The organism is Paenibacillus sp. 1-18, from assembly GCF_000520755.1.
Classification (GTDB): domain Bacteria; phylum Bacillota; class Bacilli; order Paenibacillales; family Paenibacillaceae; genus Paenibacillus; species Paenibacillus brasilensis.
The window spans coordinates 36,124-53,874 of record NZ_ASSB01000269.1; the positions used below are offsets into that span (position 1 = coordinate 36,124).

Genomic DNA, 17,751 nt, shown 5'->3' on the forward strand with positions numbered 1-17,751 from the left:
AACTTTTTATCGTCTTGCCGCATCAATTTGTAGGTTATATTAAATTTTAACTAATAAAATAAAGGAGGTTTATGATGTTTAAAAATGCATTTAAGACCTTTGGTCTCATCGGTAATATTGAAGCGATTTCATATTTACTGCTCGTATGTATTGCCATGCCGCTTAAATACGCAGTCGGAATGCCGCAAATGGTAAGCTGGGTGGGGATGATTCATGGGGTACTGTTCGTGGCTTATGTGGCTGCGATTGTAGTCATGCTGATTTTACGGAAAATAACAATACTGCAAGGGCTCATGGCTTTGATTGCCTCGCTGCTGCCGTTCGGGCCGTTCATTTTTGATCGTAAAGTATTAAAAAAAGCTGAAGCACGGGGCAATAGCACTACTCCAATAAAGGCTACATAAGCATGTACGGGGTTTCTTCCTCTTCATCTCTCATGTGCCCTCTATACAAAAACAACCGATGGCTTCAAACCACTCGGTTGTTTTTTGTATAGAGATTGTGAAAATACTAATTATCTAGGTTTTCCTTCTACTTAACTATGTAAGCTTAACTAGTCTCTTGGGTAATTGACACTCATGATGTCCATAAAAGGAACTTTATCCGTCTCACCATTATTCTCTACATGAACTCTCCCTGTTCTTGGGTCCATTTTGACAATCTGTCCGCGAACTGCTTCTTCACGCCCCCAAACGGTCAATACGACTTCTGATTGCTCTTGTTGTGCCTCTACAAGCTGATTCCCGATTTCCTCCAGCACAAATTCATCCCGAGTAGGCCGTTTGGCCACCTTCGCCTTTGCCACTTGTGTTCACCCTTCCTTGCGTACAAATCAAATTCATTCTATTTTACCATACTTTTCATCATTTGGTGCTGGTAATCCGAGTAAAAATTTATCCACGGATACATAAAAAGGAGCCGATTTCTCAAGACAAGAAATTCGGCTCTCAAAGCGGCTGTTCTAGCTTATTCGGAGTGTTTTGAAGGCTCAGATTATTTAATCAGCTGTGGAATATAATCCACCACATTATAAATGGGTGCACTGCTCTGTTGAGTAACAGCCAGTATTAAAGCTCCTTCCAACATGGATATAATGAGCACTGCCAGACTGCGCGCTTTTTCCTCCATCCATCCAGCCGCTTGAAGACGCTCCATATAGAGATGCTGCCAATCTGTAAACGTATTCACACAGGCATGGCGGAGAGATTCACTAATGCAGGAAGTTTCTGCAGCAGTCCAAAAGCCAATCGGCATAAATCCGTTAAAGCTGAAGCGATCTGCCTCCTCAGCTGTATTGCGAATAAATTCCTGAATGGCCCTCACGGGGTCATCGTTCTCTGCCAGAGTCTCTTTCAGTTTTTGCTTAATAAACTCGTTCCCTCTTCTAATACACTCTAACGCCAGCTCTTCCTTGCCACGTGGAAAATAATAATAGAGAGAACCCTTAGGTGATCCACTTTCTGCAAGAATCTGATTAAGCCCAGTAGCGTGATACCCTTGATGAAAAAAGAGCCTCGACGCGGTTTGTACGATATTCTCATATGATTCGGGTTTAGCAGCCATATACAGCATCCTTCGTTGTATGATATTTAAATTTTATTTTGACAAAAAAATAATAGCATGTTTATTATATATAGACCGATCGTTATAATTCAATACCCATCAATATATTGGAGGAACAAAAACAACATGAGTACAATGAGTCAAACAAGCACTCCTTCTGAACCCACAACGTTCAAGGTGCTGCCTATTATGATTGCCCTGCTGCTTAGTGGTTTTATCGGAATGTTTAGTGAGACGGCGCTGAACATTGCGCTGAATGATTTAATGCAGATTTTGCACATTACGACAACAACAGCCCAATGGCTGACTACAGCTTTTCTGCTGACACTTGGTATTTTGGTACCTGTATCTGGATTGCTGCTGCAAACCTTCACGACAAGACAGCTGTTTGTTGCATCGTTACTATTTTCTATTGCAGGTTGTCTTGTTGCTGCGCTCGCACCTACATTTTCAGTGCTACTGATCGCACGCATTCTTCAGGCCGTTGGTACGGCGCTGTTATTGCCGTTGATGTTTAATACCATCCTGATCATTTTCCCGGCTGAAAAGAGAGGCGCGGCGATGGGGATCATCGGATTGGTGATTATGTTTGCACCTGCGGTTGGGCCTACGATTGCAGGATTGGTGCTGCAAAATCTGTCCTGGCACTGGATTTTCTGGATCTCCCTTCCGTTCCTGGTATTCTCGTTAATCTTCGGTATTTTCTTTATGCAAAATGTTTCGAAAATTACCAAGCCGAAAATTGACATTTTGTCTATCCTATTGTCTTCCATCGGCTTCGGCGGTGTCGTGTTCGGTTTCAGTAAATCCGGAGAAGGCGGCGAAGGCTGGGCCAGCCCGGTTGTTTTGCTTCCTGCGATCATCGGGTTGATCGCGTTGATTCTGTTTTCTATGCGCCAGTTAAAAATGAAGCAGCCAATGCTGAATTTGCGTGTTTTTAAATATCCGATGTTTGTCATTGGTGTCGTGATGATCTTCCTGTGTATGATGACCATCCTTTCTACGATGTTAATTCTTCCGCTCTTTTTGCAAAAAGGGCTGGCCCTGTCCGCTTTGACAGCAGGTTTGGTGCTTCTGCCAGGTGGGATTATCAATGGTCTTTTGTCTCCCATTATGGGCTCCCTGTTCGATAAATTCGGTCCCAAATGGCTCGTCATCCCGGGGCTTGCGATCGTTGTCGCTGTTTTGTTTTTCCTGTCCGGCATTACAACGACATCAGCTATCTTACTCATTATCGTGCTTCATTGCTGCCTGATGATCGGGATATCCATGATCATGATGCCAGCTCAGACGAATGGTCTAAACCAGCTGCCTCTGGAGCTGTACCCGGATGGAACAGCCATTATGAGCACGCTCCAGCAAGTTGCTGGTGCTATTGGTACAGCCATAGCAGTAAGCATTCTCTCCAAAGGCATGGAAAGCTATTTGAGCCAATCCAGCATGCCTGAATCCGTAAACGAAATGGCGAATGCCATGGTGTTCGGATCCCAGCATTCATTTTTCTTTGCCATGATTGTCAGTGTGATCGGGCTAATCCTTGCCTTCTTTATCCGCAGAGTTCATGTCAAAAAAGGAGCAGCTCAAGCTCCGATGCACTAATTGACAAACCTATATAAAGGCTGCTGACCTTATTTCCACGGTCAAGCAGCCTTTTTTCAGTATGAACCTCATCTGCTTTGCCTCACACTCAAAAGTAAAGGATGTCCCATCAACCACATACATGGCGTTGGAGACATCCTTTTTATATATTCGTGGAACTTTCTGTTAGGAGCTTGTCGATACCTCTATTCGCCTTGAGGCACGGTCAATCCCAAGCCTTCGGCTACACGGCGTCCGTATTCAGGATCAGCCTTGTAGAAATGTCCGATCTGGCGCAGCTTAATTTCGTCGCTTTCTACGGGTTTCATCGCATTTACGATATTTCGAACCAGACGTGCACGCTCATCTTCACTGAGCAAGCGGTACAGGTCTCCTGGCTGTGTGTAGTGATCATGATGATCGTAGGCTACACTTTGAGCTTCGCCAGACACTTCAAAAGGAGCGATTTTGTGTGCTGGGGATTCTTTCGGTCCACCGAGGCTGTTAGGCTCGTAGTAGACAGAGCCACCACCATTGCTGTCACTGCGTAATGCACCATCACGTTGATAGTTGTGTACTTCCGCATGCGGGCGGTTGATCGGGAGTGAATTGTGATTAGCGCCTACACGGTAGCGATGTGCGTCACCGTAGGCAAACAGGCGTCCTTGCAGCATTTTATCCGGAGAGGCTTCAATACCTGGCACAAATGAACCCGGAGAGAACGTCGACTGCTCTACTTCTGCAAAATAGTTCTCAGGATTACGATTCAGTACCATACGTCCTACCTCGATCAGCGGATAATCCTTTTGCGACCATACTTTTGTTACATCAAATGGGTCAAAGCGGTATGTGTTCGCATCTTCTACTGGCATGATCTGTACATGTAGTCTCCATGCAGGAAAATCGCCCTTCTCAATGGCATTAAATAAATCTTCTGTATGATAATCCGGATTTTCACCAGCAATTTTCGCTGCCAGATCGACATCGAGATTTTGGACGCCCTGCTCTGTTTTAAAATGATATTTTACCCATACGGCTTGACCCTCGGCATTCACCCACTTGAACGTGTGACTACCGAAACCGTGCATATGTCTAAGTGTGGCGGGAATGCCGCGGTCAGACATGAGAATACTTACCTGGTGCAGTGATTCAGGAGATAAGGACCAGAAATCCCACACTGCATTCGGATTTTTCAGATGAGTTTGGGGATGACGTTTTTGCGTATGAATAAAGTCTGGGAATTTAATGGCATCCCGAATAAAAAAGACAGGCGTATTATTGCCTACGAGATCATAGTTACCTTCCTCGGTGTAAAACTTCACCGCAAACCCGCGCGGATCGCGCACTGTATCAGACGAGCCCAGCTCACCCGCAACGGTAGAAAAGCGGATAAACATCGGTGTACGCTTGCCTACCTCGGACAAGAAGCTTGCTTTGGTATATGCAGATAAATCATTAGTGACTTCAAAATATCCGTGCGCTCCCGCACCTTTGGCATGAACAACACGCTCCGGCACACGCTCCCGGTTAAAATGCGCCAGTTTCTCCAGCAAATGCACATCCTGAATCAGTGTAGGCCCGCGTGATCCGGCAGTGATGGAATTTTGATTATCACCGACAGGAGCCCCCCAGCTTGTAGTCAGGTTGGTTGGTTGTTTACTCATGTTTAAAATCACCTCTTCAATGAATTGGTTGACGATATGTTGTAATCAAAAAGGCCTCTCACCTCTGACACTGTATATATGAAAGAACCAGGGAAAGATTCAGACGGCTTCAAGATGAGAGGTCTATTCTATTTAAACATGAATTCCTTAACTGGATAATGAAGATTTCAGGAAGATTTCAGGAAGATTTGAAAAAGGTTTGACGAAGATTAGAGCAGCAATGATTCTCTGTCGAGAAAATCCAGGATATCTTGAACAGACTGGGCTACCTCCCGACCTTCAGTAGATACGAGGAGATCAGGCTCCAGCGGTGCTTCATAAGGAGCATCAATCCCCGTAAAATGGCGAATTTCTCCCGCTCGCGCTTTCTTGTACATCCCTTTTGGATCACGCCGCTCGCATTCCTCCAGACTGCATTGAATATAGATCTCATAGCAGCCTTCCTCCTGTAAAATTTCCTTTACCATTTCACGGTCCTCACGATAAGGGGAAATGGTGGCGCAAATCGTAAGAACACCAGCATGGGCCATTAGCTTTGACACTTCAGCAATACGACGGATATTTTCCTTACGGTCAGCAGGCAGGAAGCCCAGGTTACGATTTAAGCCATGTCGAACATTATCCCCATCCAAAATAAACGTGCGTATGCCGCGTGCATATAATGCTTTTTCCAATGTGGAGGACACCGTTGATTTTCCTGAGCCAGATAGCCCCGTAAACCAAAGCACCGGACTTTTATGTCCATTCAGAAGCTGACGCGCTTGCTTATTAACCTCTGACATATGCCAGGTAATGTTCGAAGATGGATTCATTCAGCACTCTCCTTTTCATGACATATTACTTTTCACAAGATATTATAACAAGCTTTTTGTAAGATAGCCCCCGGCTTCAGGAAAGAAGTTTTTTAAAACTGCTTAAGGTACGTTGACCTGCTGTATGATCCAATACGGCAAAAACAACCCGTTCGAACAACAAGGCATAGCCCTCATCTACAAGCACTTGCTTAAACCAGTCCGCAACCTCTTCCGGCTTATTGCGGAATACCCCGCAACCATAGGCTCCCAGTACGAGATGCTCTACCCCGTTTTGCTTAGCCATTCCGAGAATGTAACGAATACGCTCCAACATCACTTCGCTTATCCGGTTGACCTGCTCTGGCTCCCGTTCTCGCACGACTCCAGCATTAACAGCAGGCGCAGTCAGGAAATCGACCTGATATGGCTTTTCTAGCAATGTTCCCTGATCATCCCGAAATACCGGAACCTCAGGCGAATAAATCATATAGTCCGAGTAAAAACAGCTTCGCAGTTTTCGGTTATGCTGGTACATTTCTTCCATTTGTGAAATGCAGGGATACAACGCTGACGAACGAGCCAAGCTTTCCTCTTGGGCCTGGCTGCCTCCAAGAAACCCGCCTCCCGGGTTTTTGGCTGATGCAAAATTCAAACACGCTATGTGCTCCAGCTTCTCCTCAACCTGGAGTCTAAATGCCGCCTGTAATGTGCTTTCGCCCGTAATTTCCATCATTGCAGCAGTATGCGCCCGTTTGTCTATGTGTGAAGAGGACTCCAATGCACCTTGTATCCTTTGCTCTGCCTCTTGTTTTAAAGCCACCAGTTGAGAAGGTGTATATAGCTTCGAGCCTGTGATCGCGTTATCCACTTCTTTTGCTATATTCACTTGTACTTGTTTGGTATTTGTGTAATATCTATTCTCCAAAATAGATAGCGTTTCCTGCGCCATCTGTGATCGAGTAACCCGGTTGCTCCGGTGATTCATCGTATTTGTCATGATGACAATTCCTCCTTTTGCAATAGTTCCTCACGTAAATTCGTCAATATTTCCCCTAGCCAATTTGTGCCTCGCCATAACTTGCGGTTGTTTATGCGGGCATCATTTTCAGCCAAGCCAACACCCCAAATGGTGTCTGTCGGACTAGCTTCAACCAGTGTGGTCCCCTTCGTCTTAAGCAGATATTTAAGCAGATTCGGATTTTGCGTAATTTTGGCATAGTTACCGTCATACACAAATTGTCGGCAATTCTCGTCCCACAAGGATTGATCAAACCCGCGTACACTACGACCACGGGCCTTTTGCTCTCGAGGGGTGGATGCCAGCATAATTTTCCGGGCCGCCTCCTCGTCCCCAAAAAGCTGCGCTTTTTTAAACATCATATATTGCTCAGCGCAGTTAAACTCCAAACCCTCCACAACAAAATCAGAAGGATACCATTGCGAAAATGGCGAATGACTGCGATAAAAAAATGTAAACTTTTCCATGATAATTCCTCATTTCATATTCCTTTATATAAAACGCGACCTGGGCTTGAATCGGTATAGCTTGGATGGACGATGTCCAGCCGCCTTTCTATATTCATTCGTTTCTTCCACGAGATCCGCTATTTTACGGCGGAAAGCCGCAGCCAATAGCTCCTTACCCAAAATAATTTCATACACCTGTTGAAGCTCACCCAATGTAAACAGGTAGGGCATCAGATGAAATGCGATATCTGCATATTCAATTTTGCTGCGCAGACGCTCGATCCCATACGCAATAATTTTGGCATGGTCAAAGGCAATTCCCTCTGACTCCAGCACTTCCCGCTTGATTTCAATGGTTTTCCCCTTCAGAAGTTCGGTCAATTTTACTTTGGCAGACAGACGAATGTCCCCATGCTTCAGGGTAACGTCAATGTCTTGCTCCCACGTGTAACCCTCCGGCTGATTAGTCCGCGTCTCCTGAACCACACTGTAATCCAGCTCAAACCATCGGGCATCTGCGGCATCGTCCCCGGCCTGTACCTCCAAGGAATCATGGTCTACCAATGCCATGTAAGCGCAGCTGATAACCCGCATCCGCGGATCACGTGCTACATCTCCCCAAGTGTATAGCTGCTCCATATAAATCTGATCCACATTCGTTTCGGTTTTAAGCTCGCGTTGCGCAGCTTCTTCGAGGCTTTCATCCATACCCACAAAACCACCGGGCAACGCCCATTGCCCTATAAAAGGGTGCTCGCCTCTTTGGATCAAAAGCAGCTGGAGTGTCTTCTCAGGCAGCTTGCGATAATTATGCTGGAGCTGGTCCATTACAGTAAAGAGCAGCATATCTACCGTTACTGACGGACGTTCGTATTGTGTTGCATCATAAGCGGCCAGAAATTGCTCCTCCGTCAAGCCGTCAGGATTGTATTTTGGTATTTCTGTCACTTGCGTCACCCGCCTGTTCTTATATTGGTATAGGTTATTATTGTTATGATAAAAACAAAATGTTAATATCAACATGGTAATAAATGAATTTGGCTTTGTCAACATCTTCTCCATGAAATCCATATTCAATCAGTGAAGGGCTTTGCACTTCACTGATTGAAAACAAAAGAAAAACCCTAGTCTTGTATGGACCGGGTTTCTCGGACAGCTAAAGCATAGCTTCCTTTATTTATACCAAAGATCATCTATTTCAAGCTCCTGTAGACTGCTCAAAAACGATTTTGAGTTATCAACATAAAGTTCGGTGTCGATATAATATAGTTTTTTATCATGTAAACATTGATCAATATAATCTGCATTCAAGATACTTTTATCCTCTACATTGGCGGCAAATGCCTGCAACTTGGGAAGCGCGGTTTTCTGATATTCAAGCCATGAATGATGGAATCCGGCTGGTTCCTCCAAGCAATAGATGTCTTGATACAACGCTTCAGCAATCCCTTTCTTCCTGAGATAGTCAGATGAGAATGGCATACTTTTGAAGTACCGCCCTGTCATGGCGAACACGCGATAGCTCCAATGAGGAGCACCATGATTAGATTGACAAAACAGATTCAGAAAGAAGACAGAATAATGCATTTTAATCGTAATAATCTGGTGCTTCTTCACTTCCGACACAATCCGGTCCGCCATCCGGCTATCCACGATCTCATCGAAGTCAGCCAATATGATCACATCATCGTCCTCAACCCGATCCCGCAAGATAGAGGTACTCCTGTTTCTTTGGCAAGCTTCATTATGAAACGCGCTGTTATAGCTGAGCAGACGCCAGTACCAGCGGTCAAAGTGTTCCGCACCACAGCTAGCCACATCAAAATACAATGAATTCTTCTCAGGCTCGCGAAACAGATGATCCGCATGCAATGAATGATGAATGACCTTTGGACCAACATAATCCGGATTAAAGTTGCGGGGCTTATCCAAATAGCTAAACGTCTTGTTGGCTTCGACCACATGTAGCTCGTCAATCCAGCGGGCATTTTCTTTGATTTTAATATCTGCAATCCGATTTTCATTAAAAAAAGGGCAAAATTCGTATATTTTCATAGCCGGAAACTCCTCTCCACTATCATAGTATTGGGATGAGCACCAATGCTTTGGCGCAGCCACCCGGATATTAAGCGTACAAGCTTAGCAATTGTTTGGTCTTCATAGTGAAGTGAACTGTAATAGCAGGTTAAGCTTAAACGATCATGTTTAAGACTTGCTGTCATATTTAGCTTGTAAGCAGAGGGATTGTCCGGCGCGTTGGTATTTCCGTAGGGAAGGGTCAAAGGCTCGTACAAATCATCTGCCAGCCCGTCCATTTCCTCCGATTGATAATGGAAAAGCATGTGTGTCCCGTCTTGTAGTGGCTCTGTATTTGGATACATATCCTGTATCATGTACCGTAAAATAAAGTAATCCAGTCCTTCAGATGGAATATGCTGCAACGTCTGCTTGATATCTTCCAGCATAGTTCTCCAACTTTTTGACAGCTCCTCTTCGGGAATTTGGATTCGAATAGGGTAAGCTCCGGCAAAAAAACCAATCGTACGATCAATCATAATCCCCGGCAAAAAAGACTCGCGTTGATAAGACATTACATGCAGCAGCAAATCGGATTGCTTTTTCAGCTGGAAGCAAGCCTGTGACAAGGCTGTTAGCAGGATGCTTAGCGGTGTAGTATGCTGCTTCACAGCCAATGCTTTTAAAAGGCTGATATGTCCCTCTCCTTCAAGTAAATCCTGTGTAATTGTTGTCATGTGGCAGTGTAAAGGCTCGATCTCCGAATCCCTGTCGACCTCTAAAGACTTACCACCTTCCACAACCCTTCTCCAGTAGATTGCTGCTTTAGAAGGAATGTCTTTTGCCGCATATTGTGTCAACGCCATGCACCAATCCCGATAGCTGCTTTCCTCTCCCCCATGTAACGCCAAATCACTTCCCATTCCCGGCAAGAGAAGATGCTTCAAATCCTCTAATAAAATGTTTAACGATATGCCGTCAAAAATTAAATGATGGAACAGGAGTAATATCACCTGACGTTTTTCTTGGCCATAGTGGTCAAACAGCACCACCTTCCATAAAGGGCCCTCCTCGATGTTAAATTCATGCTGAACCTTCGCGCAGTATTCCGAAAGGAAGGCGTCATGTGAACCTGGGATCACTTGCAGATCCACGTAAGAAACAACCTGTTCTACGCTCATGTTCTGCTCATACTGATACCATTCATCATGATCCAGTTGGGAAAATGACAGGCGTAGCGCCACATGTTTATTCCGTAATGCCTCCAGCGACGTGTTTAGCAACTCTCTGGAGATGTATTTCTTGAGCAGAGCGAGGTAAGGCACATTAAACATGTTGCGATTCGTCAGGTCTCTTTGAAAAAAACGTCTTTGTACGGCAGACAGCGGAAATCCATTATTAGGATAACCCTTCTTTGTAGACTGACTAGATGGGATATTTTTATTTGGACAAAGAACAGCTCCTGTATCCGCCAATTCCCTGCTCAATGAAAGGGCCAACCGTTCGATGGTTTGCTCGCGAAATATTTGGTTGACTGTAACCGGATAACCGCTTTTTTGCAGCAGGCTGGCTATACGCAGCGCAGAAAGCGAATGCCCTCCCAACGCGTAAAAGTGATCAGCCTTGCCGATCTGATCAAGCTTCAGAACTCGACTCCAGATCTCTTTTATGATTTGTTCTATTTCGGTCAGTGGTCCGGAATTTGATTCGATACCGCTGTTTTGGATTGCTGGCAAAGGCAGCTTTTTACGATTGATTTTCCCGTTAATCGTTAATGGGAAAGACCTCAGCCAAACGTAACGAAAGGGTAGCATATATGATGGAAGACCATCAGCCATAAAAGATTGAAGCTGCCCCTCCGGCTCTTCCTCTTCTGCTGTATAGTAAGCAATCAGCCGCAATTCCCCGTAAAGCTCGCGGGCAACGACCAGGCATTCTTTCACAACAGGGTAGTTGCCAAGACGGAATTCGATTTCGCCGGGCTCGATTCGATAGCCACGAAGCTTCACCTGATCGTCAATTCGTCCAATAAATTCGATATTACCATCCGGCAACCATCTTGCTTGATCTCCCGTGCGGTAGAGAACCAGATTCACTCCTCTTTCACGGTCCTTGGCAGAGGTATATGGATTTGGAATAAAGACACGCTGTGTCAGCTGGTTTTGCTGCCAATACCCTCTTGCAACCCCGTCCCCTCCCACATATAATTCTCCGACTGCCCCGACAGGCTGGATTCGGCCCCTTTTGTCCAAAATATAGCAGGTTGAATTACTAATGGGTTTGCCAATGGGAATATTCTGCTCAAAAGGCTCTTCGATCCGGTAGCTCGTCGAAAATGTAGTATTCTCCGTTGGGCCGTACAGATTGAGGATCGAAAGTTCCGGATAGGCAAGCCGGATGCGATTGATATGCTTAACCGATAAAACGTTCCCACCTACAGCCAGCGATCTGAGTCCAGCAAACATCCTTTCATTTTCTTCAATCCAGTGGTTGCACAGTGCGGAACTTAGCCATAGTGTATTAATTTCCCATAACTTCATCCGCTGCTCCAGCATATGGATGTTGAGGAGACCATCCTTTGATACGACAAACAGTTGGCCTCCGTTCAGCAATGTCCCCCAAATTTCAAACGTAGAAGCGTCAAAAACGGGCGAACCCGTATAGAGCAGCCTGATATCAGAGGAAAACGAGAAATAGCTGGTGTTTTTGACCAAGCGGATGACATTGCGATGTTCTACCATAACGCCTTTGGGTTTTCCCGTCGAGCCGGATGTATATAGCAGGTAAGCAAGGTCATTGGGAGCAGGAGCAGTTATATTCCTTTTCTCTTCTTGTGGTACAACTTCAGTCTGGTCAAAATGCTCTGTATACATTAGCTTTAAATGGATTCCCTCACAGGCCTCCAAGATACTCTCCGCTCCTTGCTGCGAGGTGATGATGGTGTCCAGTCTGGCGTCCTCGACCAATTCACGCGTTCTTGCTGCCGGAAAATCGGGGTCGATGGGAACGTAGGCATATCCTGCTTTCATAATCGCCAGGATGGAGACAATGAATTCGGGAGAGCGTGGCAAGTATACTCCAATAAACCTCCCATTTCTAAACGGTTTGGTGTCGCATCGACTGTCTGCATCATCCGTTAGCTTATTGGCAATCTGCTGGGACATTAGGTTTAGGTCGTGGTAAGTCATAACCTGGTTGTACGTAACAATTGCAGGCTGTGAAGGCCGCAGCTTCGCTTGTTCCTGAAACAAGTCAACAATAGAACGATCTCTGGGATATGCTGTATACGTATTATTCCAGTCGTAGACGACTCGATCATATTCGTCTTTGCTTATAAAACACACATCTCCTACTTTATGATTCGGATGGTCCAGCACATATTGCAACGTATTCAGCAGGTGCTCTTCCAACCGGCAAATCGTTTCTTGCTCTAATTGATCCGCATCGTAAATAAACTTGATGGTTATCTGTTCTCCGTCGTTGGCAATCGTGAGGGTCATCGGATAGTTGGTTTTTTCACGCTCCTCCATACCTGACATGTTTAATCCATTTTCAGGCTGCCGATAGTCGTTCATATAATTCTCGAATGCCACGATGCTGTAAAACATCGCATGTCCCTGAATAGCACTCCAGCCCTTCAGTTCGTTCAGACTCACATAGCTGTAGTCATTCAGCTTCTGAATGGTTTGGTGCAACTCCTCTAGATATGCTGTAATGGCTTGCTCCACATTCCAGTGCATGACCAGAGGCAACGTATTAATCAACATGCCTGTGATTCGATCTGCTTTTGCCAGATCCGATCCCCTCCCGGACACGACCAGGCCAAAAACGGTTGTATCTGCATCATGATAGACCTGCAGCACTTTCCCCCATGCGAACTGTACCAACGTGTTTAATGAAACTTGTGTTTGCTGTACAAAAGCAGCGATACGATTGGTTAGGCTTGAATCAATATACAGAGTCTCGATCTGCTGGTTCTCAATTGGCTGATGTACATCGGGAAGTATGCCTCCTTTCTTTACAGGCAGAGAAGCTGGCTCCGTTACGTCAGCCAAATAAGCCTTCCAGAATAATTCAGCCTCCGTTCGATCCTTACCGTTCAACCAACGAATGAAAGCGTCACAAGAATGGGACAAGCTACGTCGTGGCATTATATTTTGCAGGCTACAACCATAGAGTTCATGAACCCGATTCAGCAGCAGGGGCAGACTCCAACCGTCCAGCAATATATGATGATAGCTCCAGATCACCGTCCACGCTTCCGGGGCAGTCTGAATCAGTGCTAGGCGATATGCAGGCTTGCTCAGATCAAAACGGCGATTACGATCCTGTGCCATCCATCGTTCAATATATTCCTGTTGCCGCTCTGGCTGCTCTGCCGCAAAATCCAGGAACGTCCCATCCAATTCTGCTGTTCGGATAATGCATTGCAAGGGCTTGTCCAGCGATTCCCAAACGTAACATGTCCGCAAGCAATCATTTTCGGCAATCACACTGTTCCATGCTTCCAGGTAACGGCTTACCTCCAGCCTGCCATGGTATTCCCAACGAACCTGCACGAAGTATTGATCAGAAGCGGGATGTTCCAAATAATGGAATAGCAAACCTTCCTGTAAGGGACTTAAATACATCATTTTATCCAGACCATATTGCATGTGGTACTTGTATACGATCTGATCCAGCGTATGCTGCTCCAATGAAACCGACGGAAAATCACTTGGTGTAAACTCCTCATGTTCCGTCTGACTGCAATCCTCGATAATGGCAAGCAGATATGACTTGAAAGCATTTATCAATCGAGAAATGGTCGCTTCTTCATAGTGACGTTTGCTAAATTTCATAAACAAATGCAGTTTTCCGTGAACAATGGAACAGTTGAGCTCCAATAGGCTTGTTCCATGATTAAGCGGCGAGCTATGATCCTGCGCAGCGTCACGTGTAAAACCTAACCACTCGTTTAGACCACTCGTATTTGCCTGATCAAATTGACCCAAATAATTAAATAAAGCCAGAGGTTCGGAGGCTGCTAACTTGGTACGGACCTCTTCGTTCGGATGGCAATATCTCAAAGCACCGTATGATATACCACGGTGAGGAATACAGCGCAACTGCTCTTTGACGGATTTAATCGTCTCTCCCAAGGAGCCACTGTCCCTAACCTGAATACATACCGGAAATATGGAGGTAAACCAACCGATGGTTCTTGTCAGATCCATATCGGATACAAGATGCTCACGTCCATGACCTTCTAACCGAAACGCAATCGTCTTCTGTCCAGACCAAGCGGAAAGTGCCAGCGACCAGGCCGTAAGCAGCAGGTCGTTAATCTCGGTATGATAAGCCTGAGAGCAATGGTGCAAAAGCAGCTGCGTATCGCTTTGAGTAAGCATTATCACGAATTCCGAAGATTCGCCGCTCTTTTTGTGATCTGGGCAATGATCTACCGGCAGCACAAATGCCGAGCTTTGAAGCTGTACTTGCTTCCAGTACTCTAGATGATTTAGAATATTTTTATTTTTGGCATAATCCATCAATGCGGACTGCCAGTTTTTATATGGGTTTGAAACAGGAGGCAACGCTGTACCGTGATACAATTGATATAATTCCTGAACTAATATTCTCCAAGACACTCCATCAATGACCAGATGATGAATCGTTATAAAAAGACGAGCATTACCATCAGGATGACCTTGGATGATTCCTGCATACATCATCGTGCCTGTCTCATAATTCAGTTGTCTGTTCCATGCATTGCATATGCTTGTAATTTCAGATTCGGGGCAATTGATTTGTTGAATAGTGTGGCTGGCAAGTTGAATGGAGGTATCTGCTCGGTAGCGCTGTGAATACGTATGCTCTCTGGCTGAGATCTCCATCGAAAGCTCTGGATGCAGTCGAATCAATTGGTTGATGGCCGTTTCCAGCTGTGCGGGGTCACAATCACGGAGTAGTAAAAACAGCTGGGATTGATTGAAATAATCCGGTTCTACGAACTGCTGCTCGAAAAACCAGTGCTGGATCGGCGTCAGACCAAATTCGCCCGTCAAATCAACGATACACTCTTCCTTCTTCTCACAGTCTGCCCAAGTAGCCACAGCAGCTAAATCCTTAATGGTTGGGTACTCTGCAACTTGTCTTGGAGTAAGCATAATACCATCATCCCTCGCCATAGATACGACCTGAATGGCAAGAATGGAATCTCCCCCAACCGCGTAAAAATGATCGTTAACACCGATATCGCCTCTTTTTAAGATCTGCCGCCAAATTCGAAGCAGGCGCTGTTCAAACCCAGCCTCACCTGCTTCCGCAGCTTCCTCAGCAGGGACAAATAAGGTGGCTTTCGGATCGGGAAGAGCTCTACGATCAACTTTTCCGTTTGTATTTACTGGTAATGAATCCAGCTGACAAAAATAAGCTGGAACCATATAAGCAGGTAAAACAGAGCTTAAATACTGCGCCAGCTCGGCCTCTTTCAGCCTTTTTATGGCAGTAAAATACGCCACCAGTTTATGGTATGATTCATCCTTCCATGCTTTCACAACACATTGTCCAATGCCAGGATGCTGGCGAAGCCGATGCTCTATTTCTCCCAGTTCGATACGATAGCCTCTGATTTTGATCTGTTCATCACTGCGGCCGATAAATACCAGTTCACCGTTCGGCGTCCATTTCACAATGTCTCCGGTTTTATATAACCGCTCTGTCTGTGCTGGATACTCCCTGCCCATGACAATCTGTTTGTGAACGAAGCGTTCCTGGGTCAGCTCATCACGATTCAAGTATCCTCTGGCAAGTCCTATTCCACCCACCCACAGCTCGCCAGGAACACCGACTGGTACAGGATTGCCAAATGAATTCAATACAAACAATCGTTTGTTATAGACGGGTTTGCCGATCGTAATTCCTTTCCCAGGCTTGCATACAGATGTGGAACAAATGACCGTGACTTCGGTCGGACCGTAAGCGTTCACATACAGTCTTCCTTTTCCCCAATAGTCCACAATATCCGATGTACAGGGCTCTCCCGCAGATACGATTGTGCGCAGTTCAGGCAGATCTCTTTGTTTCATCGTTCGCAGCACAGACGGTGTCAGCATGGCAATGTTGATATTCTTCTCTTCAAGAACGTCCGAAATATCCGCATAAGGCGGCAGCTCCTTATCCGATAGCACAACAAGTGTCCCGCCTACGGTTAACGTTCCAACCCATTCGTAGACTGAAGCGTCGAAACTGATAGAGGCGAATTGCATGACTCTGGAGTCAGGGCTAATACCGAACTTTTCAACAAGGTAAGGGATTAGAGTAACAAGTCCAGCGTGTTCAATAAGGGTCCCCTTCGGATTTCCAGTGGAACCGGATGTGTATATAACATAAGCCAGGTCATTCTGTTTCACCCGCGGTTTAACGCGAATATTTAAGTTCTCATCGGGATGATAACGCGGCTGCATCAGGCACTCATCCACACAAATCAGCGAATGCGTTTCCATACTATTTCGAGAAATAAACAGATTCAGTTTGGTCACTAGTTTGCTATGCGTTATAATCATTTTCGCCTGCGCATCTTCTAAAATAAATCGAATCCGTTCTCCAGGATATTGGGGATCTATCGGAAGATAAGCGGCTCCCGCCTTCATAACCCCTATCATCGCCGGGATTACATCCAGACTTCTATCCATGAAAATGGCAATTAACGTGCCAGGCGGCAAAACTTCATGCTCCTGTATCGAAAGCGACTCCAAAATCGCGCGGCTGATTTGATTTGCCCGTTGATTTAACTCAAAGTAGGTCAACTTGAGCTCTCCAAACTCCAATGCAATCGTCTCGGGTGTTCTGGCAGCCTGCTCCTCTATCAGATGAACCACAGTTTTATCCAAGGGATATGCTTGTTCTGTATCATTCCATTGTTGCATCTGCTTGTATTCTTTTGTGGTCAGCATGGGGTGAAAGAGTACCTTTTTCGCCGGAAGATGGAGTATATTTTCCAGTAGGATTTGAAAATGGTCTGCGAGTCTAGCCATCTGTCTTTTTCCGAAATGTCTGCCATTATACTGTATTGTACACTCCAATATATCCGGACCATAACGGTAGCAGAATGCAATCTCTGGTTGATTTACACTGCACAAGGGAGCTGGCGTTTTTGTGTTCGAACTTGGATACGAGAAGTCACCACACGTTTCTACGATGCCCACATTGAAATAATCTTCATCTATTCCTGATGGGGAATCGACCTTCGTTGGCTGTGAAAAAGCCTCTATCCGCTCGTTACTATGTCGTTTGTCCCATTCTGCCTTTACCCTTTGCATTAAGGAAAGAAGATGATCTTCCCTCTGAATATGGATAAGAAGTGGATAATCCCGACGACATGCTCCCCCCTCTTTGTCTGATATCACGGAATATAAAACAGGCACAGCATATTGATTGGCGTAATGGGATAGAAGTACAGACCATATGGATGTTATAAAAGCAGGCATGCCCAGCTGATGCTGCTGTACAAATTCTATAATCGCTTTGACCTGACTTGTTTTCAAACGAATTTTGTAAAGTATTTGATCTTTATCTTTAGGCTGTCCCGTATTCCCCCTGCAATGAGAAAATAAAGGCAAGTACCGTCGGTTATTGTCCGGCATACCAGACAAACTCTGAATAGCAGTAATGGAAGATTCGATCAT

The 17,751-nt window shown here is 45.4% G+C and carries 11 protein-coding genes; 2 read left to right on the plus strand and 9 right to left on the minus strand.

The features are described from left to right. The first annotated feature begins 74 nt into the window (after positions 1 to 74). Positions 75 to 404 carry a DUF3817 domain-containing protein gene (locus tag L693_RS0117080; protein ID WP_025718539.1) on the plus strand — a complete coding sequence of 110 codons (330 nt, stop codon included), beginning with the start codon at positions 75 to 77 and terminating at the stop codon, positions 402 to 404. A gap of 149 nt (positions 405 to 553) precedes the next feature. On the opposite strand, the gene L693_RS0117085 is transcribed toward L693_RS0117080, so the two are convergent. Beyond that, entirely contained in the window at positions 554 to 805 is a 252-nt protein-coding gene (locus L693_RS0117085; RefSeq protein WP_007432418.1) for a YolD-like family protein, read from the minus strand. 188 nt (positions 806 to 993) lie between these two features. Further along, entirely contained in the window at positions 994 to 1,563 is a 570-nt protein-coding gene (locus L693_RS0117090) for a TetR/AcrR family transcriptional regulator (RefSeq protein WP_025718541.1), read from the minus strand. A gap of 135 nt (positions 1,564 to 1,698) precedes the next feature. Here L693_RS0117090 and L693_RS0117095 point away from each other — a divergent pair, with 135 nt between their 5' ends. Further along, positions 1,699 to 3,162 (plus strand): DHA2 family efflux MFS transporter permease subunit, encoded by a 1,464-nt coding sequence (locus L693_RS0117095; protein ID WP_197029988.1) that lies wholly within the window; start codon positions 1,699 to 1,701, stop codon positions 3,160 to 3,162. 185 nt (positions 3,163 to 3,347) lie between these two features. Here L693_RS0117095 and katA read toward each other — a convergent pair whose 3' ends face one another. The 7 genes from katA to L693_RS0117135 form a co-directional block, all read right to left on the minus strand. Then, positions 3,348 to 4,805 carry a catalase KatA gene (gene katA / locus L693_RS0117100; protein ID WP_025718544.1) on the minus strand — a complete coding sequence of 486 codons (1,458 nt, stop codon included), beginning with the start codon at positions 4,803 to 4,805 and terminating at the stop codon, positions 3,348 to 3,350. Positions 4,806 to 5,014: 209 nt separating this feature from the next. After that, a complete protein-coding gene (gene cysC, locus L693_RS0117105) occupies positions 5,015 to 5,617 on the minus strand; it encodes an adenylyl-sulfate kinase (protein WP_025718546.1) in 603 nt (200 codons plus the stop codon). A 76-nt stretch (positions 5,618 to 5,693) separates the two neighbouring features. Then, entirely contained in the window at positions 5,694 to 6,596 is a 903-nt protein-coding gene (locus L693_RS0117110; protein ID WP_025718547.1) for a TIGR02452 family protein, read from the minus strand. Next, complete coding sequence (locus tag L693_RS0117115; protein WP_025718548.1) at positions 6,593 to 7,084, minus strand: NADAR family protein; 492 nt, start codon at positions 7,082 to 7,084, stop codon at positions 6,593 to 6,595. Before L693_RS0117115 ends, L693_RS0117110 begins: the two co-directional genes overlap by 4 nt. 24 nt (positions 7,085 to 7,108) lie before the next feature. After that, positions 7,109 to 8,014, minus strand: a complete 906-nt coding sequence (locus L693_RS0117120) for an NUDIX hydrolase (protein WP_025718550.1) — start codon at positions 8,012 to 8,014, stop codon at positions 7,109 to 7,111. Between the two features lie 225 nt (positions 8,015 to 8,239). Then, positions 8,240 to 9,121: a hypothetical protein gene (locus tag L693_RS0117130; RefSeq protein ID WP_025718551.1), complete on the minus strand. Its 882-nt coding sequence runs from the start codon at positions 9,119 to 9,121 to the stop codon at positions 8,240 to 8,242. Beyond that, on the minus strand, positions 9,118 to 17,751 hold the full coding sequence (locus L693_RS0117135) for a non-ribosomal peptide synthetase (RefSeq protein WP_025718553.1): 8,634 nt from the start codon (positions 17,749 to 17,751) through the stop codon (positions 9,118 to 9,120). The genes L693_RS0117130 and L693_RS0117135 overlap by 4 nt, the downstream gene beginning before the upstream one ends.